Consider the following 24830-nt stretch of genomic DNA (forward strand, 5'->3'; position numbering starts at 1 on the left):
TCGCCATGACGAGCCGGTTCAACCCGCACGCCGCCGAGCCGCGCTGGCAGGCGGCCTGGGAGGAAGCGGGCAGCTTCCGCGCAAACGACGCCAGCCCCAAGCCCAAGAGCTACGTGCTCGAGATGTTCCCCTATCCATCGGGGCGCATCCACATGGGGCATGTGCGCAATTACACGATGGGCGACGTGCTAGCCCGCTTTCGTCGCATGACCGGGCATGAAGTGCTCCATCCCATGGGTTGGGACGCGTTCGGCATGCCGGCCGAAAATGCAGCGATGGAGAAGAAGGTGCATCCGGGTGACTGGACGCGCCAAAATATCGCCGCGATGCGTGCGCAGCTGAAGCGCTTGGGCTTCGCGCTCGACTGGAGCCGCGAACTCGCCACATGCGAGCCTGATTATTACGGGCATGAGCAGGCGCTGTTCCTGGACCTGTTCAAGCACGGGCTGGTCTATCGCAAGGAAAGCGCGGTCAACTGGGATCCGGTCGACATGACCGTGCTCGCCAACGAGCAGGTGATCGACGGTCGCGGCTGGCGATCCGGTGCGTTGGTCGAGCGGCGCAAGCTCAGCCAGTGGTTCCTGCGCATCACCGATTTCGCCGACGAGCTGCTGGACGGGCTGAAGGGTCTCGACCATTGGCCCGACAAGGTGAAGCTGATGCAGGAGAACTGGATCGGCCGCAGCCGGGGCCTGCGCTTCCGCTTCGCCATCACCGGCGATGTGCCTGCAGGGCAGGACATGCTTGAGGTCTTTACGACCCGGCCCGACACGATCTTCGGCGCCTCCTTCGCTGCGATCGCTGCCGATCACCCGCTCGCGCTTGCGCTGGCGGAGCGCGACGCGGCGCTCGCCACCTTCGCCGACGAATGTCGCCGCACTGGCACCGCCGCCGCAGAGGTGGAAACGCAGGAAAAGCGCGGCTACGATACCGGCCTGCGCGTTGTGCATCCGCTCGACCCGGAGTGGACGCTGCCGCTGTTCGTCGCCAACTTCGTGCTGATGGATTATGGCACCGGCGCCGTCTTCGGGGTGCCGGGCCACGATCAGCGCGATCTCGATTTCGCGCGCAAGTACCAGCTGCCCGTCACCCGCGTCGTCGCCACCACGGCGGATACTGCCGACGAGCCGATCCATGACGAGGCCGATACGCGCGACGGCGTGATCGTCCACTCGCGTTTCCTCGACGGCCTCAAGGTCGAAGAGGCGAAGGCGGCGGTGATCGCGCGCGCCGAGGCGGACGGCTGGGGCCAGGGCACCACCGTCTGGCGGCTGCGTGACTGGGGCGTGTCGCGCCAGCGTTACTGGGGCACACCGATCCCGATCATCCATTGCGATAGCTGCGGCGCGGTGCCGGTGCCCAAGGATCAGCTGCCCGTCGTGCTACCGGAGGACGTCAGCTTCGACGTGCCCGGCAACCCGCTCGATCGCCACCCGACGTGGAAGCACGTGCCCTGCCCCAGTTGTGGCAAGGACGCGCGGCGCGAAACCGATACGCTCGACACCTTTGTCGATTCATCCTGGTATTTCATCCGCTTCGCCAGCCAGCCCGACGATCGACCGTTCGATCGGGCTGTCGCCGAGCAATGGCTGCCCGTCGGGCAATATATCGGCGGCGTGGAGCATGCGATCCTGCACCTCCTCTACGCGCGCTTCTGGACGCGCGCGCTGCGGCGCACCGGTCTGCTCGACATCGCGGAACCCTTCTCCGGCCTGTTCACCCAGGGCATGGTGACGCACGAAACCTATTTCGACACGGACGAAGCAGGCCGCACGCTCTGGTACGCACCCGAGGAAGTGGAGCGCACCTCTGACGGCGCCATCGCCCGCTCCAGCGGCCTGCCGGTTACTGTCGGCCGCGTCGAAAAGATGTCGAAGTCGAAGAAGAATACGGTCGATCCGGGGCCGATCGTCGACCAATATGGTGCCGATGCCGTCCGCTGGTTCATGCTGTCGGACAGCCCGCCCGAGCGTGATCTACCGTGGAGCGAAGCCGGCATCGAAGGCGCTTGGCGCTTCGTCCAACGGCTGTGGCGTTTGACGGAAGCGAACGATGCGCCGGAGGGCGAGGACAAGGACCTAGCGCGCAAGCTGCACCGCGCCGTGGCAGGCGTAGCGGCCGACGTCGAAGCGCTGTCGTTCAACAAGGCGGTGGCGAAGATCTACGAACTCGCCAACGCCATCGAGAAAGCGGCCCCCTCCGCCACCCGCACAGGTGCGGCCGAAACGTTGATCCGCATCGTTGCGCCGATGGTGCCGCACCTTGCCGAAGAGGCATGGGCGCGGCTGGGGCGTGAGGGTCTCGTTGCCGACGCATCGTGGCCCGAGGTCGATCCGGCGCTGCTCGTCGACGACGAGGTGACGATCGCCATCCAGGTCAACGGCAAGCTGCGCGACACGATCATGGCGCCGAAGGGCACCGACCGGCCGACGCTGGAAGCGCTTGCACTGGGCTCGGACAAGGTTCTCCGCCTGCTTGAGGGGCGCACGCCGAAGAAGGTCGTCGTCGTACCCGACCGGCTCGTGAACCTCGTCGCGTGAGGCGGATTGCAGCTCTCCTGCTGATCGCAGCCACCCTGCCCTCCTGCGGGCTACAGCCGCTCTACGCCGGCGGTGGAACCGGCGTGGCCGCCTCCGGGCTCGACCGGATCGCCGTCGCCGACATGCCAGGCCGTGCCGGCTGGCTGATGAAGGCAGCTCTGACCGATCGGCTGCGCCCATCGGGCGAGCCGGTGTGGCGCCTTGAGGTGGCGCTGGATGACCAGATTGCCGGCTTCGGCATTCGTAGTGACTATGCGGTGACGCGCGAGCGGCGGACGCTGCGCGCGCGCTATCGCCTCGTCGATGCGGCGCAAGGCACGGTGCTGCTTGATGCCACCGCCGGTTCGGACGCAGGCGTGGACGTCGTCTCCTCCGACTACGCGACCATCGCCGCGGAACAGACCGCTTTGGAGCGGCTGACGCAGGAAGTCGCGCAGCAGATCACCACGCGTCTCGCACTCTACGTCCGGCGGACGGCCGCCGCCGGCAAGTGACCGCGGTCAAGCCCGCAGAGGCGCGTCGCGCGCTCGACGCGGCCGATCCGGCAGTCCGGTGCATCCTGGTCTACGGCCCCGATGAAGCGGCGTCGCGGGCCTTGGCTGCGCGGCTCGGCCCCGCAGTTGGCAGCGATGCAGAGCGCATCGACCTGACCGGGTCAGCGCTAAAGGCCGACCCTGCACGACTGGCGGATGAGGCAGCGGCTTTCTCCATGTTCGGCGGGCGCCGCTGGATTCGTGTCGAGCCGGTCGGCGATGAGGCCACAGAGGCAGTTGCCGCGCTGCTCGAAGCGGCTGCAGCCGGTAATCCGGTCGTCCTCATCGCAGGGGAGCTTCGCAAGGACTCGAAGCTGGTCAAGCTGGTGACCGCCGCGCCGAATGCGCTCGCCTGCATCAACTACCTGCCTGATGCCTCGCAGATCGACCGGGTGGTTGCGGATCTGGGGCGGGAGGCTGGCCTCTCGATCGCGCCTGACGTCGCACGTCGACTGGCAACGCTGGCCGCGGGGGATCGCGCCGTGATCGCGCAGGAGATCGGCAAGTACGCCGACTATCTCGATGCCGCTCCTGATCGCAGGCGCGAGCTCGGCCATGATGCGCTCGACTCGCTCGCCCCGGCAGAGGCGGAGAGCGACTGGGATCGTCTGCTTCACGCTGTGTTTGCGGGTGAGCCGGCCCGAGTGGCTGAGGAGCTGGCGAGACTGGATGAGACCGGCATCCCGCTCATCCGGGCACTGCAACGCCGACTGCTGTTGCTGACGGAGCTTAGCGCTCAAGTTGCAGCAGGCAATTCCATCGACACGGCGGTGAAGAGCAACCGGACGATCTTCTGGAAGACCGCTCCGCTGGTTACGGCTGAACTCAGGCGCTGGTCACCCGACGCGCTCGCCGCCGCTCTGGCGCGCGTAACGGCGGCTGGTCGAGCAGCGATGCAATCGACTGGGCCGGGGACAATCGCCGCTGAGGCTGCAGCACTCGATCTCGCGCGCATCGCGGCGCGCCGGCGCTAACCTTCTAAGGCAGTCTAGATCGGCTCGCCCGACAGACGTTGGCAGATCATGTCGAGTTGATCGAGCGAAGAGTAGCCGAGCGTTACCGTGCCGCCATTCGGACCGAACGCGATCGACACCTTCAATCCGAGCAGATCGCCTAGCTGCCGCTCGAGCGCGGCGGTGTCCGCGTCACCAGTGCTGGCTGGCTTGGTCGCCGCACGCTCTCGCTTCGGCTTGGCACCGCGCGCGAGCGTCTCTGCGTCTCGAACTGACAGGCCGCGGGCGACGATCTCTCCGGCGAGCTCCGCCGGATTGTCGGTTGTCACCAACGCACGTGCGTGCCCCATGGTAAGCGTGCCATCGGCCACCATCGTTCGGACGTCGGCCGGCAGATCCAGCAGACGCAGCAAATTGGCGACATGACTGCGGGATTTGTGGACAAGCTTGCCAAGCACTTCCTGCGTATGGCCATACTCGTCAATAAGCCGCCGATAGCCCTCCGCTTCCTCGATTGCGTTTAGGTCTTCGCGCTGAATATTCTCCAGAAGAGCCACTTCTAGCGTCGTGGCGTCGTCAAAGTCGCGAACGATTACAGGCACTTCGTGGAGATGAGCTCTCTGTGCCGCACGCCAGCGACGCTCACCAGCAACGATCTGATATCCAATTCCCGCCGGACGGACGACGATCGGTTGCAACAGCCCGCGAGCAGCGATGGACGCGGCAAGCTCATCCAGTGCTGCATCGTCGAAGTGACGGCGGGGCTGCCCTGGATGGGGCTTGATGGACGAGACCGGAACAGTCTGCGTCCCGCTGCCCCCGCCACTCACCGGCTGCTCGCGTTCGACCTCTCCAAGCAATGCCGAGAGGCCACGCCCTAGTCCGCGCCTTGGCTCGCTCATGCCGCTGCTGCCGGCTTGGGCAAGCGGATCATCAGCTCGCGAGCGAGAGCGATATAGGCCTCCGAGCCTGGGCAGCGATGATCGTAGATCAATGCGGGCACCCCATGGCTCGGTGCTTCGGACAGGCGGACATTGCGTGGGATTACAGTCTCAAACACAATCCCACCGAGGCAGGCACGAACGTCCTGGGCCACCTGTTCGGATAGGCGATTTCGGCGATCGTACATGGTGAGGGCAACACCCAGGATCGACAATCCAGGATTGAACCGGCCGCGAATGCGCTCAAAAGTCTGCAGTAGCTGACTCAGTCCTTCAAGCGCGAAGAACTCACATTGCAATGGTATCAGGAGCAATCGGGCGGCAACGAGCGCATTGACCGTCAACAGCCCGAGCGAAGGCGGGCAATCGATGATGCAGATATCCCAGCGCGCAGGAGGCGCGGCATCCAAGGCATGATCCAGTCTGTGGGTGCGATCACCAGCATCGATCAATTCGATCTCAGCACCGGAGAGATCGACCGTGGCTGCGATTAGATCGAGGCGCGGTACGCGTGTCGCGATCGCCGCATCTGCCGCGCTGCACTCGCCCCGCAGAAGCTCATAGCTGGATAGCGTGCGCTCCGGCGGATGGATGCCAAGGCCGGTCGATGCATTCCCCTGCGGATCGAAGTCGATCAGCAACACACGCCACCCCGTCGCCGCAAGCGCAGTGGCGAGGTTGATCGCGGACGTGGTCTTGCCGACCCCGCCTTTCTGGTTTGCCACCGCGATGCGGATCATCGTTTCACCCTCCGCTTGAGCCCGCTCGCGACGACGATGGCCGCGTCCGGATCGGTAAGGCTGGGGACCAGCCGGAACTCACCCTGCCACGTCGCCCTCGCCTGTTCCAGTTCAGACCGCGCGCTTCGCCCTTTCATCAGCAACCAGAGCGTCTGTTCATCGGCCAAATGGGTTGTACTCTCGATCAAGTTCGTTAGCGGCGCGACTGCCCGGGCGCTGATGACGCTGACCGGCGGCGACGCGATCAGCTGGACTTTCTTTTGATGCACTGCAACATTGTCTAAGTGCAATTTACTCGCGACTTCTCGAAGGAAACCAACCCTTAGTGCCCGCGGTTCGGCCAGAATCATCTGCCTGTTCGGCTCAGCAATAGCGATCACCAACCCCGGAAAGCCCGCCCCAGTCCCAACGTCCAGCCATGAGCCTGTGCCCTCTGCCAAGGGGAGAAGCTGCAATGAATCTAGAATATGGCGTTGCCAAAGCTGCGGGCGGGTTCCGGCAGAGATGAGATTTTGACCAGCAGACGCCTCGTCGAGAATCTGCACGAAAGACTTTAGCCGATCAATTGTTTCATGTGGAACATGGAGTTGCCGCAAGAGCTCCAGATCGCCAGCGTTCATGCAGCGCGGTCCGCCGCGACCATGACGGCGACGACAGCTGCAGGACTAATGCCCCGGATACGCCCTACCTCAGCAATTGTACGTGGCGCTGCAGCCTTAAGCCGCTCAACCATCTCCCGGGACAAACCGGCTATGGCCTCGAAGCGCAGCGTTTCTGGAACCTTCCTGGCTTCGTCTCTCGTCACGCGATGACGCTCCTGAGCCTGTCGGGTCAGATAGGGTCGGTAGCGGCAATCGGTGTTCAACTCCTCGGCAACATCAGTTGGGAGCGCCGCCAGCCTTGTAGAAATGCTTGTTGCTACTCGCCAGTCCAGACCCACACTCACCCACTCTCCCAAACTCATAGCACTCATATCGTGAGCGGCATCGAAGCCAGCGGCTCTCACCTGCTGAGGGGTAACACGCACCGCCAATGCCGCCTCCCCCTCAGAACGAGCTTGCCGTCGACGAACGACATGAGTCCGTCGATCGGACCCGAGCAGGCCAGTCGCCGTCGCTACATCCTCAAGCCTAGTCTCTGAGTTGTCCGCTCTCAGGCTAAGCCGATATTCGGCCCGCGCGGTCAGCATGCGATAAGGTTCGGTCACGCCTTGCAGAACAAGGTCGTCGATCATGACACCTATATAGCTTTGCGAGCGATCCAACACCATCGCCGGGCGCCCCGCCACTGCTAATGCTGCATTCGCACCGGCAACGAGACCTTGCGCAGCGGCCTCCTCGTAGCCTGTCGTTCCATTGACCTGCCCCGCCAGGAAAAGGCCCTTAATCTGCCGGGTCTCTAGCGTCTGCTCAAGGCACCTGGGATCAATATGGTCATATTCCACTGCGTAGCCGGGTTTCAAAATCTCCGCACGCTCAAGGCCGGGGACCGTGCGGATGAATGCGGCTTGGATCGCAGACGGTAAAGACGTGGAGATCCCGTTCGGATAGACGCTCGGGCTGTCGAGACCTTCCGGCTCAAGGAAGATCTGGTGACCGTCACGATCACCGAAGCGCACCACCTTGTCCTCGATTGATGGGCAATAGCGCGGGCCACGGCCCTCAATCATCCCTGCGTAGAGAGGAGACAGATGCTTTGCCGAGCGGATGATCTCGTGCGTTTCGAGCGTCGTTCGCGTGATGGCACAAGCGACTTGAGGTAGCAGCCGCCTCGCTGTCAGCGACGACATCGTCCACTGCTCGACGTCGGAGTGTTGCGGCTCCAACGCCGCCCAATTGATCGTCCGGGCATCCAGCCGTGGCGGCGTGCCGGTCTTCAAACGCGCCATTGGCAGCTGCCAAGACCGGAGTTGCTCCGCTAGTCGGGTTGCGGCGCTTTCGGAAACTCGCCCCCCACCAGACTGATCCAGCCCCATGAACAAGCGTCCGGCCAGGAACGTACCGGTAGCTATGACCACCGCTTGGGTGGAAACCCGCTGACCATCACCTAGCGAGATGCCACACACAGAACCTTTTTCGAGCTGCAGCGCCGTTGCTTCAGCGACGACAACTTCAACCCGTGACTCGGCCCTAATTGCCACTTGGACCGCTGCAGCAAAGCGTTGACGATCCACCTGAACGCGCGGACCGTGAACCGCAGGCCCCTTGCTCCGGTTGAGCATACGATGGTGAATGGCGGCTTGATCAGCGCACCGGGCTGCGAGGCCGTCGAGCGCGTCCACCTCTCGTACCAGATGCCCTTTGCCGACGCCACCAATCGCTGGGTTGCAGGAGAGCGCGCCAATATTTTCGCGCTGAAGAGTGACAAGGCCAACCGAAGCGCCAAGCCGGGCTGCTGCCATTGCGGCTTCACAACCAGCGTGCCCTGCCCCGATTACGACAACGTCGTAATGTTTCATGTGGAACATCACTTCCCGACGCAAAATCGATTGAACACTGTGTCGAGCAGGTCCTCGATGCCGCCACCCCCACCCACCTGTTCAAGGCGGACCAGGGCGCTACGAACATGTTCGGCGAAGAGGAGCTCGTCGGCTGCCTGCGCAAGTGCGTGGCGCAATTCGCCAACAGCGGCAGCGATAGCCGAACGCTGCCTCAGGTTCAACGCACTCTCCCCCTCCCGCGGGAGCAGATCACGCGCGCGCGTAACGAGGAGGTTACGAAGGTCTTCCAGTCCAGCGCCGGTCAACGCGGAAACCGCCAGTCGGCCGTTCCTTGACCCGGCACGATCCGGAAGGTCACATCTAGGCCAAATATGGATCGCGCCCTCATGCTGCTCGGGCGCAGGCTCATCATCCAGCCACACGAGGATGTCCGCCGCCAGCATCGCGGCGCGTGCTCTCTCGACGCCGATCGCCTCTACCGGATCGCCGCTAGTCCTCAGACCCGCTGTGTCGAACAAAAGGAATGGAATACCGCCGATCGCCAAGGGTACCTCGAGCACATCTCTCGTCGTACCTGCAACAGGTGTGGCGATCGCCGCGTCTCGTCCGGCCAGTGCATTTAACAGACTTGATTTTCCTGCGTTGACCGGTCCTGCCAGCACCACACGGATGCCATCCCGCAGACGCTCTGCAGGCGGCCGCGCAAGTGCGGCTTCCATTTCAACGGTGAGCGCTCCCACTGCTTCCAACGGCAGGTTCACGTCGGCTGCTTCGTCCTCGGCAGCAAGGTCGATCCCGGCTTCTACCAGAGCAGCCGCGCCCAGCAGTTTGTCGCGCCACCTGGCAACTTCCCGCGCAAGCCCACCTTCACTCGCCGCAAGCGCCACCCGGCGTTGGATCTCCGTCTCGGCCTCCAGCAGATCGGCAAGACCCTCGGCAGCAGTCAAATCTAGGCGATCGTTATAGAGGGCCCGCCTCGTAAACTCGCCAGCTTCCGCCCGGCGCAGCTTCGGCTGACGCTCTAGCGCTGTCTCTACAGCCGCGACGACCGCTCGACCGCCATGCAGATGCAGTTCGGCCATGTCTTCGCCCGTGGCCGTTCCTGGTCCTGGTAACCACAAGATCAAAGCACGATCGAGAGCGTCTCCCTCATCGCGCAAGGTCCGCAAAGAGGCCCGCCGTGGCTCCGGCAACGCGCCTGCAAGGTGTCGAAGCGCCTCGCCCGCCTGAGGTCCACTCATACGAACGACAGCTATTCCCGCAGGTAGTGCGCCGCTCGACAGGGCGAAAATCGTGTCTCCGCTCACGCTTTGCGAGGATTGCCCATCTGGTCGAACAATTGACGCCACATCGACATCCCTGCTTCCCCCATCGGGGCCCACGATTTCATCATCTGCTCGACCACGTCGGGGGTGACCCCTTCGGCCGCAACCCGGGAAAGCTTATCCACATAGATGGCGTGCACCGGGGTCAAATCCGGCAAGCCGAGGAAGCGGCGCGCCTCCTCGGGCGTGCAATCAATGTCCACGCTGACCTTCATTACCACCCCCGCCTTGAGCCTTCTAGCCGCAATGCTAGAAGGCCAAGCGAGACCCGTCCATCGCCGAGACGTTGGGCGGGCAGTCCGAGAGGAGCGGCTTGTGGGCGAACGCGTGACGATCCCGGCACTGGGTGGTGAGGGTAGCTTCGGCGCATACGTTTCCACGCCTGATGGCAAGCCGAAGGGTGCCGTCGTCGTGATCCAGGAGGTGTTCGGCATTAATGCCGGCATCCGCGCGAAGGTCGATGCTTGGGCCGCCGAGGGCTATTACGCGATCGCGCTTGATCTGTTCTGGCGGCTGGAGCCCGGCATAGAGCTGGACCCTGATGTGCCCGAGCAGTTCGAGCGCGCCCTGGCCTTGATCCGTCGCTTCAATGTCGACGCTGCCGTTCGCGACATCGAGGCGACGATCCGGTTCGCTCGGGAGGCAGCCGGCGGGCGGAAGGTCGGCGTCGTTGGCTTCTGCCTTGGTGGCCGGATGGCTTATCTGTCGGCGACGCGCACCGATGCGGATGCCGCAGTCGGTTATTACGGCGCGGGGATCGATGCCGTACTGGGTGAAGCGCATGCCATCGCAAATCCGCTGCTGCTGCATTTCGCGGGAGAGGACCATTTCGTGCCGGCGGAGACCGTTACGACGATCCGAACTGCCCTTGCCGCTAATCCGCACGTGACGATCGAGGAATATCCGGGCGTCGATCATGGGTTCGCGACATCGTTCGGCAAACGGCGGGTAGAGGAAGCCGCGCAGCTCGCCGACGGACGGACCATCGCTTTCTTCGAGCGGCATCTCGCCAGCTGAGCCGTTTGTCCCCCGCCTCTGACCATCGGTTGCCGATCGCATATGCCCCGGCTAGAGGCGGCCGCAATGCTTGATGCGCTTGCCCGGATCGACTGCTGGATCTTCGATCTGGACAATACGCTCTATCCAGCGTCGTGCGACCTGTTTGCCCGTATCGACGTACGGATGACAGCCTATGTGGCGCGATTGCTCGAGATTGATCCTGTCGAGGCGCGGCGCATCCAGAAGGCCTATTTTCACGAGCATGGCACCACGCTTGCCGGGCTGATGGCCGAGCATGCCGTCGATCCGGCGGACTTCCTTGCCGATGTCCATGCCATTGAGATGGAGGTGCTGGTGGAAGATCGGATCCTTGTGGAGACGATCGCGCGCCTGCCGGGTCGCAAGCTCGTCTTCACCAATGGCGATGGTGACTATGCCGGGCGGGTGCTGGATCGTCTCGGGCTCGGCAGCGCGTTCGAGGCGATTCACGATATTCACGCTTGTGCCTATGAGCCGAAGCCGAACCCAGCGGCTTATGCGGCCATGGTCGAGCGGTTCGGCATTCGGCCGGACACCGCTTTGTTCGTCGAGGATATGGCGCGCAACCTGGTGCCTGCAAAAACGCTCGGCATGACGACCGTCTGGATCGACAACGGCTCCGAACAGGGTCCCTCCGATCAGTATCTCGACCATATCGATTACCGCGTTGCCGATCTGGCGACCTGGCTGCACGACATCATGGGGACCGCACATGCCTGACATCGAGCGCATCATCGAAACCGCATGGGACTCCCGCGACCGGCTCGACGCCAATCTGGGCGATGGTCTGCGCGGTGCTGTGGAGGAGGCGCTCGCCCGTCTGGATGCGGGAACGCTGCGTGTGGCGGAGCCGCGGGATGGCGGCTGGCACGTCAACCAGTGGGCGAAGAAAGCAGTGCTGCTGTCGTTCCGGTTGAACGACAACGTACTGGTCGACGGGGGGGCGGCCGGCGCGCCGGCCTTCGACAAGGTGCCGTCCAAGTTCGAGGGCTGGGACGAGGCGCGCTTCCGCGAAGGCGGCTTCCGCGTCGTACCGGGCGCGGTGGCGCGACGTGGCGCCTTTATCGGCCGCGGGGCCGTGCTGATGCCGAGCTTCGTCAACATCGGCGCCTATGTCGGCGAAGGCACGATGGTGGATACCTGGGCGACTGTCGGCAGCTGCGCGCAGATCGGGCGTAACGTGCACATCTCGGGCGGCGCGGGCATCGGCGGCGTGCTGGAGCCGTTGCAGGCGAATCCCGTGATCATCGAGGATGGCGCCTTCATCGGGGCGCGCAGCGAAGTGGCCGAGGGCGTGATCGTGCGGGAAGGCGCGGTGCTGTCAATGGGCGTCTATCTGGGTGCCTCCACCAAGATCGTCGATCGTGCGACGGGCGAGGTGACACGGGGTGAAGTGCCGCCCTACGCCGTCGTCGTGCCGGGCAGCCTGCCGGCGGAGAATGGCGGGCCGAGCCTCTATTGCGCGGTGATCGTGAAGCGGGTGGATGCGCAGACCCGGGCGAAGACGGGCATCAACGAACTGCTGCGCGACTGAGGTTTTGCGCGCTTAAGTTGACAAAGTTGACACTCAGAGGGGCTTTTCCGACATCGCAGGGTTGAGCTGCGGTGTCGATACGCTCGTTCTTATATGATTGAGAATCAACCCACCTGGTTCATACCGGTGGATTCCCTACAAAGCTATCCCGTACGTCAACGACACTCTGAACAAGGCTCACGGTGGATCCCGGAACAAGTCCGGGATGACGGGAGTCGGCCTCAGACCCGCATCGGCATGAGGACGTAGAGCGCGCTCGACGTGTCGCTTTCGCGGATCAGCGTCGGGGCCGCGGCGTCGGCTAGATGGACCTCGACGAGATCGCCTTCGATCTGGTTGAGGATGTCGAGCAGATAGCGGGCGTTGAAGCCGATATCGAAGCCGGGGGAGGTATATTCGCCGGGCACATCCTCGGTCGACGTGCCGTTCTCGGGCGAGGTTACCGACAGCGTGACGCGGTCACGATCCAGCGTCATCTTCACCGCGCGCGTCTTCTCGCTGGCGATGGTGGCGACGCGGTCAACGCCCTGCATGAAGCTGCGCGGATCGATCTTGAGCAGCTTGTCGTTCGCCGACGGGATGACGCGGGTATAATCGGGGAAGGTGCCGTCGATCAGCTTGGAGGTGAGCACGGCACGGCCGAGCTCGAAACGGATCTTGGTGCCCGACAGCGACACGCCGACCGCGCCGTCCACCTCGTCGAGCAGCTTGCGCAGCTCTCCGACGCATTTCCGCGGCACGATCACGTCGGGCATGCCGTCCGCGCCCTCCGGCTTCTCCGCGGTGACGCGCGCGAGGCGGTGGCCGTCGGTCGCGGCGGCCTTCAGCTGGCCGTCAGCGACGTGGAGGAAGATGCCGTTGAGATAATAGCGCGTTTCTTCCGTCGAGATGGCGAAGCGCGTCTTGTCGATGATCTGCTTCAGCGTCTCGGCCGGCAGTTCGAACCCGGTCGGCAGCTCGCCCTCGGCGATCACCGGGAAATCGTCGCGCGGCAGCGTCGGCAACGTGAAGTTGGAGCGGCCGGCGACGACCTTCATCCGCCCTTCGGCGGCAGAGAGCGAGACCTGCGAGCCTTCGGGCAGCTTGCGCGCGATATCGAACAGCAGGTGTGCGGAAACGGTGGTGGCCCCGGGCGTATCCACCGCGGCGTCGATCTGATCGACGATCTGCAGATCGAGATCGGTCGCCATCAGGCGCAGCCCGCCACCCGCCGTCGCCTCGATTAGCACGTTGGACAGGATCGGGATCGTGTTGCGCCGCTCGACCACGCTCTGCACATGGCCGAGGCTGCGCAGCAAGGTGGCCCGCTCGATCGTCGCCTTCATTCTGAAACGCCCCGCCCTTAGCTTTGGGTCGCCGTTATAGCGTGGGCGCGCCGGGCCGGAAGAGGGAAAGCCGGGCGCAGCGCACCGCGCCCGGTTCCATCCCCAACTTCTTCGGCGTGCCGCCCGGCCGTGATCCCCGCAGTTGCGGAGAGCGCCGGCCGGGCGGCAACGCCCGTTAGGTCAGAAGCGGAAGCCGAAGCCGCCGAGCGCCTGGTGACGCTCCAGACCCGCCTCGTAGTTGGAGTACCGATACTCCGCCTTGACGAAGCTGTTCGGGCCGACCGCATATTCGACACCCGCGCCGACGCGCGCGCCGTCGAGGTTGGTCTTGTCGAGACGGACATCCTCGATGCCGTCGTCGCTGTTCAGCTGGACGCGGGCATTGGTGTAGCCCGCCTTCGCGTAGAGCAGCGCACGGCCGCCGACGACGGTGCCGACGCGACCACCGATGTAGAGGTCACGCCCGGCCTTCAGGCAGACGCGCGGATTGGCGACGGTCTCGGCGCCGACGCAGGACTTGGCATCCGAATCCATCGCCTCGGCCTCGATGCCGACGAGCGCGCCGCCCATCTGCATGTCGTAGCCGGCGGCGACACCATAGGTGACGGCATCGTCATGGCCGGGATTGGTGACCGGGTGGTCCCAGCCGACGAGACCCTCGATGCGCGGGCCGGTGAAGGGCGCGTCCGCCTGCGCGAAAGCGGGGGACGCAGCGGCAACGCCGGCGAGGAGCGCGAGGGGGAAAGCAACGCTACGCATAGACAACTCCATTCCAGATCCCCCGTGACGGGCCGCGACTGGCGGCGGGGGGACGGGCGGCTCAAGTGCCCAAAGCGGAGTGGAGTTGCATGAACCTCACATAAACGAGACGGCCTGTTGCATACACGCAACAGGCCGTTCGTCCGGATCAGAAGCGGAGGCCGACGCCGGCGAGCAGCTGGTGACGCTCGCCGCCCGCCTCATAGTTGGTGTAGCGATACTCGCCCTTCACATAGGCCTTCTCGCCCAGCATGTGCTCCAGCCCGAGGCCGAGACGCACGCCGTCGACATTGCCGCTATCCTTGTAGCTGCCGGTCGCGGCATTGGCATCGTAAGAGGCGCTGAAGCGGGCGTTGCTGTAGCCGGCCTTGGCATAGACCATCGTCTTGGGGCCGACGAGCGCGCCGATCCGGGCACCGGCATAGAGATCGCGACCCGCCTTGGCGCACAGCCGGTCGCCCGCGCGGATCGCGCCGCTGACGCATTCCTTCTGCGTGCTGTCGGTCGCCTCGATCTCGATCCCGGCGCGGATGGTGTTGGACAGCGCGAAATCATAGCCGGCACCGACGCCGTAGAGAATGCCATCGTCATGATCGCCGCCGCCCTGGACGCGATCGCCGCCGGCAACGACTTCGACCCGCGGGCCGGTGAAGGGCGCGCGATCCTGCGCGAAGGCCGGCGTCGCCGCCAGCATGGAGGTGCCCGCAAGTGCGGCGAGGAACAGGATACGCATAAGCCAGAAACCCTTTTGTCTGCCCGGCCGCTGATCGGCTCTGTCGGCGTGGGCAGGCTCTTGCGGCGGATGCGGCGGCGACGCATGCCCGCCACGATGAAGCCCCGATCCCGCTCGACCAGGCTGCGCGCCGGCATGTTCGTCGTCGGGATCGCGCTTTCCGTCCCGACCTGGGCGGCGCGGGAATCGCTCGGCACGTTCGGCGGCTGGGGTGCTTTCCGCGATACCATGCCCGTGCGCCGCTGCTTCGCCATCGCCGAGCCGGTGCGCCGCGGAGGGCAGCGCGGGCGCGCCTTCCTCGGCATCGGCTATTGGCCGGACCGTGGCGTGCGCGGGCAGCTGCAGCTGCGCCTGTCACGCCGCAAGGCGCGGGGAACGCCCGTGGTGCTGAGTGCGGGCACGCGGCGCTTCGCGCTGATCGCCGGCGGCAATGCGGCGTGGGCGCCGAACGCGAGGGTGGATGCCGCAATCGTCGCTGCGATCCGCAGCGCCACCAGCCTGTCCGTCGAGGGCACCGGGCGGGACGGCCGCGCCTTTGTCGATGCCTATGCGCTGCGCGGCGCGGCGACGGCGATCGACGCGGCGGCACTGGGCTGCGCGCGGCGATAGAAAAAGCGGGCGTTTTTCCCTATATGGCCGCGATGAACGCGCTGATGCCCATTCCCGGCCATATCGATCCCGTGCCCGTGCCTCGCGGAGGCGCGCCGCGCGCCGACGGCCGCATCGACCTGGTCGGCCTGTCACGCGAGCAGCTGCGCGAAACGCTGGCGGCCGCCGGGCTGGAGCCGAAGCAGGCCAAGCTGCGCGCCAAGCAGCTGTTCCACTGGATCTACAATCGCGGCGCGACCGAATTCTCGGCGATGACCGACATCGCTAAGGCGATGCACCCGTGGCTGGCGGAACGCTTCACCATCGAGCGGCCCGAGGTGGTCGAGGCGCAGGTCTCCGAGGACGGCACGCGCAAGTGGCTGCTGCGATCGCACGATGCGCAGGATTACGAGATGGTGTTCATCCCCGATGCGGATCGGGGGACGCTCTGCGTGTCGAGCCAGGTCGGCTGCACGCTCAACTGCCGCTTCTGCCATACCGGCACGATGCGACTGGTGCGGAACCTGACCGCGGGCGAGATCGTCGGCCAGGTGATGCTCGCACGCGATGCACTGGGCGAGTGGCCGAGCCAGCCGGAGGGACGGCTGCTGACCAACATCGTCATGATGGGCATGGGCGAGCCGCTGTATAACTTCGATGCGGTGCGCGACGCCTTGACCGTGGTGATGGACGGCGACGGGCTCGGCCTGTCGAAGCGGCGGATCACGCTGTCCACCTCGGGCGTGGTGCCGATGATGGAGCGGGCGGGCAAGGAGATCGGCGTCAACCTTGCCGTGTCGCTGCACGCGGTCACCAAGGAGGTGCGCGACGAGATCGTGCCGCTCAACCGCAAATACGGGATCGAGCAGCTGCTCGAGGCGTGCGCCGCCTATCCGGGCGCGAACAATGCCCGGCGGATCACGTTCGAATATGTGATGTTGAAGGACAAGAACGACCGTGACGAGGATGCGCGCGAGCTGGTCCGCCTGATCCGCCACTACAAGCTGCCGGCCAAGGTGAACCTGATCCCGTTCAATCCGTGGCCGGGCGCGGCTTACGAGACGTCGACGCCCGAGCGGGTGGCGCGCTTTTCCGACATCGTGTTCAAGGCGGGCATCTCCGCCCCTGTCCGCACGCCGCGCGGGCGCGACATCGACGCGGCCTGCGGCCAGCTGAAGACCGCGGCGGAAAAGAAGTCCCGCGCCGAGCTGGACCGGTTGGCCGAGGAGAAGCAGGCGGCGCTGGGCTGAGCTTCCGCCGTTCGCCCTGAGCTTGTCGAAGGGCCGTGTTGATCTTCGCCGAGCAAGGAAGAACGGTGCTTCGACAGGCTCAGCACGAACGGAGAGATCATGATTGAGCCCGCGCAGATCGGGCTCGCGCTCGGCGCCGGAATCTTCGGCGGCGCGATGAACGCGCTGGCGGGCGGCGGCACGTTCGCCACCCTGCCCGCTCTGATCGCGCTTGGCCTGCCGGCGAACATCGCCAACGCCACCTCGAACGTGGCGCTGCTGCCGGGTGCGGCGGCGAGCGCATGGGCCTTTCGCGGCGAGCTGGCGCCACTCGGCGGCGTGTCGATCCGGCTGCTGGCGGCGATTACCTTCGTCGGCGGGCTGGCGGGCAGCCTGCTGCTGGTGCTCACCCCCACGCGCGCGTTCGATCTCATCATTCCCTGGCTGCTGCTGATCGCGATGCTGGCTATCGCCTTCGGCCCACGTGCCGCCGCGTGGCTGCGCGCACATGCGACGATCGGGCGGCCGACTTTGCTCGCGGCGCAGGCGCTGCTCGGCATCTATGGCGGCTATTTCGGCGGGGGCGTCGGCATCATGACGACGGCCACCTACGGTCTGCTGGCGGGAATGAGCCCGCGCGCGATGTTCGCGCCGCGCACGCTGATGCTGGCGGTAGCGAATGCGGCGGCGGCGATCCTGTTCGTCGCATTCGGCATGGTGCGCTGGGCGGCGGCGCTGCCGATGCTGACGGGTGCGGTGCTGGGCGGCTGGGCCGGCGCGCACCTCGGCCGGCGGCTGCCCGCGGGCGTCGCGCGGGCGTGGACGCTGGCCGTCACCGCCGTCACCACCATCGTCTTCTTCGTGCGCGCTTATGGATGATGCGCCGCAGCGCATTCCACATGGATGGCACAGGCTCTAAGGAGCGGTGACATGAGCATCTTCGACAAAGCGATGGCCCGCATCATCCGCGAGGGCGAACTCGAAATCCGTTACGCGAACGGCCGCGTCGCGCGGTTCGGCAAGCCATCGGACCGACTGCCGAGCGTCGCGATCCGCTTTACCGATCGCGGCGTTCCCCGCGCCATCCTGTCCGACCCGCGGCTGGGCGCGGCCGAGACGTTCATGGACGGCCGGCTGGTGATCGAGCAGGGCGACGTGCGCAACCTGATCGACCTGTTCCGCGGTAATGCGCCGGCCGAGGATGGCGGCAAGCTGAAGGGCGGCTTCGGCTCGCACGTGAAGCGCGCATTGACGCGGATCGACCGGATGAACTGGGAGCGGCGATCCAAGCGCAACGTGGCGCACCATTACGACCTGTCGGACCGGCTCTACGATCTCTTCCTCGATTCGGACCGGCAATATAGCTGCGCCTATTTCACCGATCCCTCGGTCGGGCTGGAGCAGGCGCAGCTCGACAAGAAGGCGCATATCGCCGCGAAGCTGAACCTGAAGCCCGGCCTGAAGGTGCTCGACATCGGCTGCGGCTGGGGCGGGATGGCGCTCTATCTCAATCGCGTGGCCGACGTCGACGTGCTCGGCATCACGCTGTCGGAGGAGCAGCTGAAGGTCGCCCGCCGCCGCGCCGAGGAGGCGGGTGTGGCGGATCGGGTCAAGTTCGAGCTGATCGACTATCGCCGGCTTGAAGGGCGGTTCGACCGGATCGTCTCGGTCGGCATGTTCGAGCATGTCGGCCCGCCCAATTACCGCCGCTTCTTCCAAAAGTGCCGCGAGCTGCTGGCACCGGACGGCGCGATGCTGGTCCACACGATCGGGCGGACGGGGCGGCCGGGCACGACCGACGCCTTCACCACCAAATACATCTTCCCGGGCGGCTATATCCCGGCGCTGTCCGAGATGGTGGCGGGGTCGGAGGGGACCAAGCTGATCGTCTCCGATGTGGAAACGCTCAGGCTGCATTACGCCTATACGCTGGACCATTGGTATGACCGCACCGTCGCGGCGCGTGAGGCGATCGAGGCGCTCTACGATGCGCGCTTCTACCGCATGTGGATCTTCTATCTCGCAGGGGCGGCGGCAGCGTTCCGCCACGGCGGGATGGTCAACTTCCAGGTGCAATATATCCGCAATCGCCACGCACTGCCGATCACGCGCGATTATATGAGCGAGGCGGAAGCGGCGCTGCGGGCCAAGGGCTGACCTCCGTCCGGTTACGCTTCAATCCTCCGCACGTGGTGGGCGCTGGGGCCGTGCCGCCTCGCGCTCGGCGTCGGAGAGCTTGCCGTCACGGTCCGTGTCGGCGCGGTCGAAGCGGGTCAGGGCAGCCTGCTCCATCTCCGTCTGGGTGACGCGTCCATCGCCGTCCGCATCCGCCATCGCGAACATGCGCGGCGGCCGTGCCGGCGCGGCATTCGCCTGCGTGTCACCGCCGCGCGGGCCGAAACGGGGCATCTCGTCAGCCGTGACGGCACCGTCCTTGTTGCGGTCGAGCATCGTGAACAGGCTGCGCACCTGCTCGGTCGCTTCCGCCCGTGTCGCCGGCATCCGCATCCGCCCGCCCGGCTGCGCCGCAGCGGGGCTGACCGCCGTCGCCATGCCCAATGCGAGCAACCCGCCCGCCAACAAACGCTGCCGCATCATACCCGATTCCTCGACCATTCTTCCGCCTGAGTGAACGCATGCGCGTGTATCCGGGTTGAACGGAAACCCCACGGGTGGCAGAGCGCCCGCGCTCTTTTCCGGGGACAATGACACGATGACCGACGTCAAGCGGGTGGTGCTGGCCTATTCGGGCGGGCTCGATACGAGCGTGATCCTGAAGTGGCTGCGCGAGACCTACGATTGCGAGGTCGTCACCTTCACCGCCGATCTCGGCCAGGGCGAGGAGCTGGAGCCGGCGCGCGCCAAGGCCGAGCTGATGGGCGTGAAGCCCGAGCACATCTTCATCGACGATCTGCGCGAGGAGTTCGTCCGCGATTACGTCTTCCCGATGATGCGGGCGAATGCGCATTATGAGGGGCTGTACCTGCTCGGCACCTCGATCGCGCGGCCGCTGATCGCCAAGCGCCAGATCGAGATCGCGCGCATGGTGGGCGCCGACGCGGTGAGCCACGGCGCGACGGGCAAGGGCAATGACCAGGTCCGCTTCGAGCTCGGCTATTATGCGCTGGCGCCCGATATCAAGGTGATCGCGCCGTGGCGCGAATGGGATCTGACCAGCCGCACCAAGCTGATCGAATATGCCGAGGCGCACCAGATCCCGGTGCCCAAGGACAAGCGCGGCGAATCGCCCTTCTCGACCGATGCGAACCTGCTGCACACCTCGTCCGAGGGGAAGGTGCTGGAGGATCCGGGCGCCGAGGTGCCCGATTACGTCTACAGCCGCACGGTCAATCCGGAGGACGCGCCCGACACGCCCGAGGTGATCGAGATCGGGTTCGAGGCAGGCGACGGCGTGTCGATCAACGGCCAGCCGCTGTCGCCGGCCAACCTGCTCGCCAGCCTGAACGATTATGGGCGGCGCCATGGCATCGGTCGGCTCGACCTGGTCGAGAATCGCTTCGTCGGCATGAAGTCGCGCGGCATGTACGAGACGCCGGGCGGCACGATCTACGCCGCGGCGCACCGTGCGATCGAGCAGCTGACGCTGGACCGGGGTGCGGCGCACCTGAAGGACGAGCTGATGCCGCGCTATGCGGAGCTGATCTACAACGGCTTCTGGTTCTCGCCCGAGCGCGAGATGCTGCAGGCGGCGATCGATCACAGCCAGGCGAAGGTGGCGGGGAGCGTGCGGCTGAAGCTCTACAAGGGCGGCGTCCACGTGATCGGCCGCACCTCGCCCAATTCGCTCTATTCCGAGAAGGTCGTGACCTTCGAGGACGATGCCGGCGCCTACGACCAGCGCGACGCGGCGGGCTTCATCAAGCTCAACGCGCTGCGGCTGCGGCTGCTCGGGCGGCGCGACATCTGAGCGCCGGGGGGCAGGATCAGCCCCCCGTCCCCAGATCCGGATCGAGGCCGCCGAGCAGGCGCCGTGCGGCCATGCGGGCGAAGCGCAGTGTCTCAGTCTTGCGCCGTGCGCCCGCAAGCGGATGGTGCGCGGGCTCGCGGATCGTTGCCGCGTCGTAGCGGTCGGCGACGATCAGGCCGCACCGCTCCGGCTGGAACCACGGCTCGTCAAACGGCGTGAGATCGAAGCCGGCGGGCACGGCCCACAGGAACCGATCGCAATAACCAAGATAATCGGGCCACTTGCGGTCGCCCCGCAGGTCGGCGCGCGACACCTTGATCTCGATGATCGTGACGCAACCCTTCGGATCGAGCGCCATCAGGTCCGCCCGCCGACCGTTGCCGAGCGGCACCTCGCACAAGGCGATCTGATCCTGCCGGAACAGCAGCCGCGCAACGCCGCGGGCAACATCGCGCGCGACCAACGGGGCATCGTCGAAGCAGTCGGGCTGGGTGGCCATGAGGCGAGGTCATAGAACGAAGTGGGAACGGTGGGAAGGTGGCGTCGAGTCTCTGCACTCTCCGTCGTCATTCCCGCGAGGGTGGCGCTCCACTGCACGTGGCGTCCTGCTGGTGATGGTTGCGGGGCGGGGGTGAGGCTTGTCCGCTTCCTGTACGGGACAAGGCGCAACCGACTGGTGGATCCCGGATCAAATCCGGGATGACGAAGGTTTGGGCCGCGCTGGCTACCCTCCCCCCCGTCATTCCCGCGAAGGCGGGAATCCACCGTGCGTGGCGCCAGGCGGGCGATGGTAGCGGGTGGGCGGTGAGGCATGTCCGCGTTCCTCGGGGTCGAGGCGCAACCGACTGGTATATTCCGGACCAAGTCTGGAATGGTGGGCGTCAGCCCAGCACTTCGGCCGCGATCCGCTCCGCGTCGGCGACATCCAGCTCTACTGCCCAGAGGTCCGGGTCGCTGCGGCGGCGGCGGGCGATATAGTCGCTGAGCGCGCCGGGTTCGGAGAGGTCGGTCGGCCCCGTGGCGATCCAGTTCTGCCCGCCGTCGAGGGCAGGCATGCGCTCGACCAATCGGGTGCCCTGCCCGCGTTCCGCCAGCACCAGCAGCACAGCGCCCGCGCCCGCATCACCCTTCGCCAGCACCATGGCGTGGCCGCCCGCCGCCTCGACCCGGCGGATCAGCGCGGAGACGAGCATCGCCGAGGTGAGCCGTGGGCTCACCCGCGCATGGCGTCCGCATAGCCGGGCAATGAGGCGAGCGGGATGCGCGAGCGCATGAAGGTGCCGGTGCCGCGCGCCGCCTCCTCGCCCTCCGCATCGATCAGTCGCGCCTCGGCGACGAAGACACGGCGGCGGCCGCTGACCCAGCGGCCCTCCGCGATCACCGGCCCGGCGACGATCGGTCGCGTCAGGATGAGGTTGAACGCGGTGGTGAGCAGGAAACGATCGGAGACGAGACTGTTCGCCGCATAGAAAGCGGCATCGTCGAGCATCTTGAAATAGGTGGTGCCGTGCGCCGCCCCGGCCGCGTGATGGACCGAGGCGTCGACGGTGAAGCTGATCCGCGCCTGCCCTTCGCCACTGATCTCCAGTTCGGAGGCGAAGAAGCGGTTGATCGGCGCGGCGCGGTAGAGCGATTCGAGTGCGCGGTGATGCGCCGCCGCGCCGGTGGGCGCGCGCGGCCCCGGTTCAGGCGGCGTCACGAGCGTTGTTGGCGAACAGGGCCCACAAGGCATCCTGCGATCCGGCGCCGTGCAGCTTGGCGACGAACCCCCGGTCGCGCAGCCGCCGGCTGACGCGGGCGAGCGCCTTGAGATGCTCCACCCCCGCGTCGGTCGGCGACAGAAGCAGGAAGACGAGATCGACCGGCATGTCGTCCACCGCGGCGAATTCGATCGGCTGGGACAGGCGCGCGAACCAGCCCGTTACCTTGGTCAGCCCGTCGATCTTGCCGTGCGGTATGGCGATGCCGCCGCCGAAACCGGTCGATCCCAGCCGTTCGCGTTCCGACAATCGCTCCGACACCATGCGCGCATCGAGCCCGAGCTGGCGCGCGGCGACGTTGCCCAGTTGCTGGAACAATGCCTTCTTGTTCGGCACCGCCAGGCTTTCGAGCACGGCGTCATGCGCCAGCAGGTCGGAGAGATCGTCGGTCATGATATCAGATCAGGCGGCGCGGGAGGGCTCGACCCAGCCGATCGTGCCGTCGGGGCGGCGATAGACCATGTTGAACGCGCCGGTGCCGCTATTCTTGAACAGCAGGGCGTTGGTGTTGCGCAGATCGAGCATCATCACCGCATCGGACACGCTGGCATCGGGGATGTCGACGCGGGTTTCCGCGATGATCAGGGGGTTGTCGGCCGGCTCCTCCGCATCCGCGGCGCCGCTGTCGAACACGGTATAGCCCGCCTCACCGTCGAACGCGTCGGCGACAGCGGCGGCCTGTGCGCCGGCGTTGCGCGCCTTCAGCCGCTTCATGTAGCGGCGCAGCTGCTTCTCGATGCGATCGGCCGCCTGATCGAAGGCGGGGTGCGCCTCCGTCGCCTGGCCGTGCCCCTTCAGGATCACGCCCTGCATGACGTGCGCGATGATGTCGCACGTGCACTGGTTGTGCGGCCCGGGGCCGAACGTCACCTGCGCCGAGATGGAGCGCGAGAAATATTTGTCGGCGAGCCCCTGGAGACGGGTGGTGACATGCTCGCGCAGCGCCTCGCCGGTATCCATCTGATGACCGGAAACACGGATATCCATGCGCTTCTCCTCTTGTTGTTCGTTCTCAGACGCGCCCCGGTCCGCTTCCCCGCCGCGGGCGCGCCTCTAGGCAGGCGGCCCGGACGGGTCAACCAGCCGGGTCCAGAGCGGATCGCTGAGCGTGCCGACAAAGGCGGCGTGGGCAGCGAGCTCCTCGGCCGAGGCGTGGTGCGGGCGCGGGGGACGCGCCTTGATGGGGATAACGATCCGGTCCGCCCCCGGTGCCCCGCGTTCGACCGATGAAGCGGGCACCTCGGCGGCGAGCATCAGGCCGATCTGCCGCCCGCCCGTCAGCTCGACATAGACCTGCGCCAGCAACTGCGCATCGAGCAGCGCGCCGTGCTTCACGCGCGCGCTGCGATCGACGCCGTAGCGGGTGCACAGCGCATCGAGGCTGTGCTTGGCGCCGGGATGCTTGGTGCGCGACAGCGCGACCGTGTCGATCATCCGCGTGAGGCAGACGGACGGATGGCCGCACGCGCCGAGTTCGGCATTGAGGAAGCCGAAATCGAACGAGGCATTGTGCGCGACGAGCGGGGAGTCGCCGATGAACTCGAGGATTTCGTGCGCGCGCTCGACGAAACGCGGCTTGTCCGACAGGAACGCCTCGGACAGGCCGTGGACCGCCTGCGCCTCCGCCGGCATCGGCCGTTCGGGATTGAAGTAAGCGTGGAAGTGGCGCCCCGTCTCCACGCGGTTGAACAGCTCGACGCAGCCGATTTCGACCAGCCGGTCGCCCTTGTCGGGGCTTAGCCCTGTGGTTTCGGTATCAAAGACGATCTCGCGCATGCCCGGCAATATCCGACTCCATGCGCGCGGAGGCAAGCGACCAGCGCGGCGACCTGGGCCTCGGTATCGGCCAGCGTCGTGCCCGTCTCGATGATGAAGTCGGCCCGCGCGCGCTTCTCCGCATCGGGCAGCTGCAGCGCGAGGATGCGGGCGAACTTTTCCTCCGTCATGCCGGGCCGGGCGAGGACGCGGGTGCGCTGCTGGTCGGCGGGTGCGCTGACGACGGCGACGGCATCGAGGCCGACGGGGCCGCTCTTCTCATAGAGGAGCGGAATGTCGAACACGATCAGCTCGGCATCGGCGGCGGTGTCGAGGAAGGCGGTGCGCGCGGCGGCGACCATCGGATGAACGATCGCCTCCAGCCGGGCGAGCGCCGCCGCGTCGCCCAGCACGCGCGCGCCGAGCAGCTGGCGGTCAACGCCGCCCGGCCCGGTGGTGCCCGGAAACGCCGCCTCGATCGGCGCCACCGCAGCCCCGCCCGCGGCCTGCAACCGGTGCACTTCGGCGTCGCCGTCGAACAGCGGCACGCCCAGCGAGCGGAACATGGTGGCGACAGTGGATTTGCCCATGCCGATCGAGCCGGTGAGGCCGAGGCGGATCGTCATGCGCCTGGTCCGCGGATGAGCTCAGATCCCGTTCGCCCTGAGCCTGTCGAAGGGCTGCCCTTCCCTCCTACAGCGAAGAAGGA

The 24830-nt window shown here is 66.1% G+C and carries 28 protein-coding genes; 11 read left to right on the forward strand and 17 right to left on the reverse strand.

Annotation, left to right across the window (positions count from 1 at the left end):
• Positions 1-5: 5 nt before the first annotated feature.
• From leuS to holA, 3 genes are read left to right on the forward strand one after another with little or no spacing between them, the layout of a single operon-like run.
• Complete coding sequence (leuS, locus tag BM360_RS14830) at positions 6-2540, forward strand: leucine--tRNA ligase (RefSeq protein ID WP_093315799.1); 2535 nt, start codon at positions 6-8, stop codon at positions 2538-2540.
• Complete coding sequence (gene lptE, locus BM360_RS14835) at positions 2537-3034, forward strand: LPS assembly lipoprotein LptE (protein WP_093315800.1); 498 nt, start codon at positions 2537-2539, stop codon at positions 3032-3034. Before leuS ends, lptE begins: the two co-directional genes overlap by 4 nt.
• A complete protein-coding gene (holA, locus tag BM360_RS14840; RefSeq protein ID WP_093315801.1) occupies positions 3031-4047 on the forward strand; it encodes a DNA polymerase III subunit delta in 1017 nt (338 codons plus the stop codon). Before lptE ends, holA begins: the two co-directional genes overlap by 4 nt.
• A 14-nt stretch (positions 4048-4061) precedes the next feature.
• Here holA and BM360_RS14845 read toward each other — a convergent pair whose 3' ends face one another.
• The 6 genes from BM360_RS14845 to BM360_RS14870 are packed head-to-tail and all read right to left on the reverse strand — an operon-like array spanning position 4062 to position 9687.
• Positions 4062-4928 (reverse strand): ParB/RepB/Spo0J family partition protein, encoded by an 867-nt coding sequence (locus BM360_RS14845; protein ID WP_093315802.1) that lies wholly within the window; start codon positions 4926-4928, stop codon positions 4062-4064.
• Positions 4925-5707: a ParA family protein gene (locus BM360_RS14850; protein WP_093315803.1), complete on the reverse strand. Its 783-nt coding sequence runs from the start codon at positions 5705-5707 to the stop codon at positions 4925-4927. The genes BM360_RS14845 and BM360_RS14850 overlap by 4 nt, the downstream gene beginning before the upstream one ends.
• Positions 5704-6327: a 16S rRNA (guanine(527)-N(7))-methyltransferase RsmG gene (rsmG, locus tag BM360_RS14855; RefSeq protein WP_093315804.1), complete on the reverse strand. Its 624-nt coding sequence runs from the start codon at positions 6325-6327 to the stop codon at positions 5704-5706. Before rsmG ends, BM360_RS14850 begins: the two co-directional genes overlap by 4 nt.
• The gene (gene mnmG / locus BM360_RS14860; RefSeq protein WP_093316078.1) at positions 6324-8165 is read right to left on the reverse strand and encodes a tRNA uridine-5-carboxymethylaminomethyl(34) synthesis enzyme MnmG; all 1842 of its coding nucleotides are present in this window, start codon (positions 8163-8165) and stop codon (positions 6324-6326) included. Before mnmG ends, rsmG begins: the two co-directional genes overlap by 4 nt.
• 8 nt (positions 8166-8173) lie before the next feature.
• Positions 8174-9454 (reverse strand): tRNA uridine-5-carboxymethylaminomethyl(34) synthesis GTPase MnmE, encoded by a 1281-nt coding sequence (mnmE, locus tag BM360_RS14865; RefSeq protein WP_093315805.1) that lies wholly within the window; start codon positions 9452-9454, stop codon positions 8174-8176.
• The gene (locus BM360_RS14870) at positions 9451-9687 is read right to left on the reverse strand and encodes a DUF6489 family protein (RefSeq protein ID WP_093315806.1); all 237 of its coding nucleotides are present in this window, start codon (positions 9685-9687) and stop codon (positions 9451-9453) included. The genes mnmE and BM360_RS14870 overlap by 4 nt, the downstream gene beginning before the upstream one ends.
• A gap of 100 nt (positions 9688-9787) precedes the next feature.
• Here BM360_RS14870 and BM360_RS14875 point away from each other — a divergent pair, with 100 nt between their 5' ends.
• The 3 genes from BM360_RS14875 (at position 9788) to dapD (ending at position 12044) form a co-directional block, all read left to right on the forward strand.
• The gene (locus BM360_RS14875; RefSeq protein WP_242653519.1) at positions 9788-10489 is read left to right on the forward strand and encodes a dienelactone hydrolase family protein; all 702 of its coding nucleotides are present in this window, start codon (positions 9788-9790) and stop codon (positions 10487-10489) included.
• Positions 10490-10555: 66 nt separating this feature from the next.
• Positions 10556-11230 (forward strand): pyrimidine 5'-nucleotidase, encoded by a 675-nt coding sequence (locus BM360_RS14880; protein WP_093315808.1) that lies wholly within the window; start codon positions 10556-10558, stop codon positions 11228-11230.
• On the forward strand, positions 11223-12044 hold the full coding sequence (dapD, locus tag BM360_RS14885) for a 2,3,4,5-tetrahydropyridine-2,6-dicarboxylate N-succinyltransferase (protein WP_093315809.1): 822 nt from the start codon (positions 11223-11225) through the stop codon (positions 12042-12044). The genes BM360_RS14880 and dapD overlap by 8 nt, the downstream gene beginning before the upstream one ends.
• A gap of 221 nt (positions 12045-12265) precedes the next feature.
• Here the strand turns inward: dapD and dnaN are convergent, their stop codons facing one another.
• The 3 genes from dnaN to BM360_RS14900 all read right to left on the reverse strand — a co-directional run bounded on the left by dnaN (position 12266) and on the right by BM360_RS14900 (position 14861).
• Positions 12266-13369, reverse strand: a complete 1104-nt coding sequence (gene dnaN / locus BM360_RS14890) for a DNA polymerase III subunit beta (protein WP_093315810.1) — start codon at positions 13367-13369, stop codon at positions 12266-12268.
• A 180-nt stretch (positions 13370-13549) separates the two neighbouring features.
• Positions 13550-14128, reverse strand: coding sequence for an outer membrane protein (locus BM360_RS14895; protein WP_093315811.1), 579 nt, complete (start codon positions 14126-14128; stop codon positions 13550-13552).
• 148 nt (positions 14129-14276) lie between these two features.
• Positions 14277-14861, reverse strand: a complete 585-nt coding sequence (locus BM360_RS14900) for a porin family protein (protein ID WP_093315812.1) — start codon at positions 14859-14861, stop codon at positions 14277-14279.
• 96 nt (positions 14862-14957) lie between these two features.
• Between BM360_RS14900 and BM360_RS14905 the strand changes: the two genes are divergently transcribed.
• From BM360_RS14905 to BM360_RS14920, 4 genes are all read left to right on the forward strand, one after another.
• Positions 14958-15470: a hypothetical protein gene (locus BM360_RS14905; RefSeq protein ID WP_093316079.1), complete on the forward strand. Its 513-nt coding sequence runs from the start codon at positions 14958-14960 to the stop codon at positions 15468-15470.
• Positions 15471-15493: 23 nt separating this feature from the next.
• Positions 15494-16699, forward strand: coding sequence for a dual-specificity RNA methyltransferase RlmN (gene rlmN, locus BM360_RS14910; RefSeq protein ID WP_242653493.1), 1206 nt, complete (start codon positions 15494-15496; stop codon positions 16697-16699).
• Between the two features lie 99 nt (positions 16700-16798).
• The gene (locus BM360_RS14915; protein ID WP_093315813.1) at positions 16799-17557 is read left to right on the forward strand and encodes a sulfite exporter TauE/SafE family protein; all 759 of its coding nucleotides are present in this window, start codon (positions 16799-16801) and stop codon (positions 17555-17557) included.
• 51 nt (positions 17558-17608) lie between these two features.
• Positions 17609-18835, forward strand: a complete 1227-nt coding sequence (locus BM360_RS14920; protein ID WP_093315814.1) for an SAM-dependent methyltransferase — start codon at positions 17609-17611, stop codon at positions 18833-18835.
• Positions 18836-18853: 18 nt separating this feature from the next.
• Here BM360_RS14920 and BM360_RS14925 read toward each other — a convergent pair whose 3' ends face one another.
• Entirely contained in the window at positions 18854-19294 is a 441-nt protein-coding gene (locus BM360_RS14925) for an EF-hand domain-containing protein (protein ID WP_093315815.1), read from the reverse strand.
• 97 nt (positions 19295-19391) lie between these two features.
• On the opposite strand from BM360_RS14925, the gene BM360_RS14930 reads away from it, so the two are divergent.
• The gene (locus BM360_RS14930) at positions 19392-20606 is read left to right on the forward strand and encodes an argininosuccinate synthase (RefSeq protein WP_093315816.1); all 1215 of its coding nucleotides are present in this window, start codon (positions 19392-19394) and stop codon (positions 20604-20606) included.
• 16 nt (positions 20607-20622) lie between these two features.
• On the opposite strand, the gene BM360_RS14935 is transcribed toward BM360_RS14930, so the two are convergent.
• The 7 genes from BM360_RS14935 to coaE all read right to left on the reverse strand — a co-directional run bounded on the left by BM360_RS14935 (position 20623) and on the right by coaE (position 24747).
• Positions 20623-21105: an MmcB family DNA repair protein gene (locus BM360_RS14935; protein WP_093315817.1), complete on the reverse strand. Its 483-nt coding sequence runs from the start codon at positions 21103-21105 to the stop codon at positions 20623-20625.
• A gap of 382 nt (positions 21106-21487) precedes the next feature.
• The gene (locus BM360_RS14940; protein ID WP_093315818.1) at positions 21488-21799 is read right to left on the reverse strand and encodes a DUF1491 family protein; all 312 of its coding nucleotides are present in this window, start codon (positions 21797-21799) and stop codon (positions 21488-21490) included.
• 20 nt (positions 21800-21819) lie between these two features.
• The gene (locus BM360_RS14945; RefSeq protein ID WP_242653495.1) at positions 21820-22305 is read right to left on the reverse strand and encodes a PaaI family thioesterase; all 486 of its coding nucleotides are present in this window, start codon (positions 22303-22305) and stop codon (positions 21820-21822) included.
• Positions 22292-22759, reverse strand: a complete 468-nt coding sequence (locus BM360_RS14950) for a PTS sugar transporter subunit IIA (RefSeq protein ID WP_093315820.1) — start codon at positions 22757-22759, stop codon at positions 22292-22294. Before BM360_RS14950 ends, BM360_RS14945 begins: the two co-directional genes overlap by 14 nt.
• Positions 22760-22768: 9 nt before the next feature.
• Complete coding sequence (hpf, locus tag BM360_RS14955) at positions 22769-23353, reverse strand: ribosome hibernation-promoting factor, HPF/YfiA family (protein WP_093315821.1); 585 nt, start codon at positions 23351-23353, stop codon at positions 22769-22771.
• A gap of 66 nt (positions 23354-23419) precedes the next feature.
• Complete coding sequence (gene dnaQ / locus BM360_RS14960; RefSeq protein ID WP_093315822.1) at positions 23420-24142, reverse strand: DNA polymerase III subunit epsilon; 723 nt, start codon at positions 24140-24142, stop codon at positions 23420-23422.
• The gene (gene coaE / locus BM360_RS14965; protein ID WP_093315823.1) at positions 24103-24747 is read right to left on the reverse strand and encodes a dephospho-CoA kinase; all 645 of its coding nucleotides are present in this window, start codon (positions 24745-24747) and stop codon (positions 24103-24105) included. The genes dnaQ and coaE overlap by 40 nt, the downstream gene beginning before the upstream one ends.
• Positions 24748-24830 lie beyond the last annotated feature (83 nt).

The organism is Sphingomonas jatrophae (assembly GCF_900113315.1).
GTDB classification, from domain to species: Bacteria; Pseudomonadota; Alphaproteobacteria; order Sphingomonadales; family Sphingomonadaceae; genus Sphingomonas_P; species Sphingomonas_P jatrophae.

What these genes read in the sequence shown, in the direction of transcription:
- leuS (WP_093315799.1), top strand. Translation starts at nt 6, where the DNA reads ATGACGAGCCGGTTCAACCCGCACGCCGCCGAGCCGCGCTGGCAGGCG.
- BM360_RS14845 (WP_093315802.1), bottom strand. Translation starts at nt 4,928, where the DNA reads ATGAGCGAGCCAAGGCGCGGACTAGGGCGTGGCCTCTCGGCATTGCTT.
- BM360_RS14850 (WP_093315803.1), bottom strand. Translation starts at nt 5,707, where the DNA reads ATGATCCGCATCGCGGTGGCAAACCAGAAAGGCGGGGTCGGCAAGACC.
- rsmG (WP_093315804.1), bottom strand. Translation starts at nt 6,327, where the DNA reads ATGAACGCTGGCGATCTGGAGCTCTTGCGGCAACTCCATGTTCCACAT.
- mnmG (WP_093316078.1), bottom strand. Translation starts at nt 8,165, where the DNA reads ATGAAACATTACGACGTTGTCGTAATCGGGGCAGGGCACGCTGGTTGT.
- BM360_RS14870 (WP_093315806.1), bottom strand. Translation starts at nt 9,687, where the DNA reads ATGAAGGTCAGCGTGGACATTGATTGCACGCCCGAGGAGGCGCGCCGC.
- BM360_RS14880 (WP_093315808.1), top strand. Translation starts at nt 10,556, where the DNA reads ATGCTTGATGCGCTTGCCCGGATCGACTGCTGGATCTTCGATCTGGAC.
- dapD (WP_093315809.1), top strand. Translation starts at nt 11,223, where the DNA reads ATGCCTGACATCGAGCGCATCATCGAAACCGCATGGGACTCCCGCGAC.
- dnaN (WP_093315810.1), bottom strand. Translation starts at nt 13,369, where the DNA reads ATGAAGGCGACGATCGAGCGGGCCACCTTGCTGCGCAGCCTCGGCCAT.
- BM360_RS14895 (WP_093315811.1), bottom strand. Translation starts at nt 14,128, where the DNA reads ATGCGTAGCGTTGCTTTCCCCCTCGCGCTCCTCGCCGGCGTTGCCGCT.
- BM360_RS14900 (WP_093315812.1), bottom strand. Translation starts at nt 14,861, where the DNA reads ATGCGTATCCTGTTCCTCGCCGCACTTGCGGGCACCTCCATGCTGGCG.
- BM360_RS14905 (WP_093316079.1), top strand. Translation starts at nt 14,958, where the DNA reads ATGAAGCCCCGATCCCGCTCGACCAGGCTGCGCGCCGGCATGTTCGTC.
- rlmN (WP_242653493.1), top strand. Translation starts at nt 15,494, where the DNA reads ATGGCCGCGATGAACGCGCTGATGCCCATTCCCGGCCATATCGATCCC.
- BM360_RS14915 (WP_093315813.1), top strand. Translation starts at nt 16,799, where the DNA reads ATGATTGAGCCCGCGCAGATCGGGCTCGCGCTCGGCGCCGGAATCTTC.
- BM360_RS14920 (WP_093315814.1), top strand. Translation starts at nt 17,609, where the DNA reads ATGAGCATCTTCGACAAAGCGATGGCCCGCATCATCCGCGAGGGCGAA.
- BM360_RS14925 (WP_093315815.1), bottom strand. Translation starts at nt 19,294, where the DNA reads ATGGTCGAGGAATCGGGTATGATGCGGCAGCGTTTGTTGGCGGGCGGG.
- BM360_RS14930 (WP_093315816.1), top strand. Translation starts at nt 19,392, where the DNA reads ATGACCGACGTCAAGCGGGTGGTGCTGGCCTATTCGGGCGGGCTCGAT.
- BM360_RS14935 (WP_093315817.1), bottom strand. Translation starts at nt 21,105, where the DNA reads ATGGCCACCCAGCCCGACTGCTTCGACGATGCCCCGTTGGTCGCGCGC.
- BM360_RS14940 (WP_093315818.1), bottom strand. Translation starts at nt 21,799, where the DNA reads ATGCTCGTCTCCGCGCTGATCCGCCGGGTCGAGGCGGCGGGCGGCCAC.
- BM360_RS14950 (WP_093315820.1), bottom strand. Translation starts at nt 22,759, where the DNA reads ATGACCGACGATCTCTCCGACCTGCTGGCGCATGACGCCGTGCTCGAA.
- hpf (WP_093315821.1), bottom strand. Translation starts at nt 23,353, where the DNA reads ATGGATATCCGTGTTTCCGGTCATCAGATGGATACCGGCGAGGCGCTG.
- dnaQ (WP_093315822.1), bottom strand. Translation starts at nt 24,142, where the DNA reads ATGCGCGAGATCGTCTTTGATACCGAAACCACAGGGCTAAGCCCCGAC.
- coaE (WP_093315823.1), bottom strand. Translation starts at nt 24,747, where the DNA reads ATGACGATCCGCCTCGGCCTCACCGGCTCGATCGGCATGGGCAAATCC.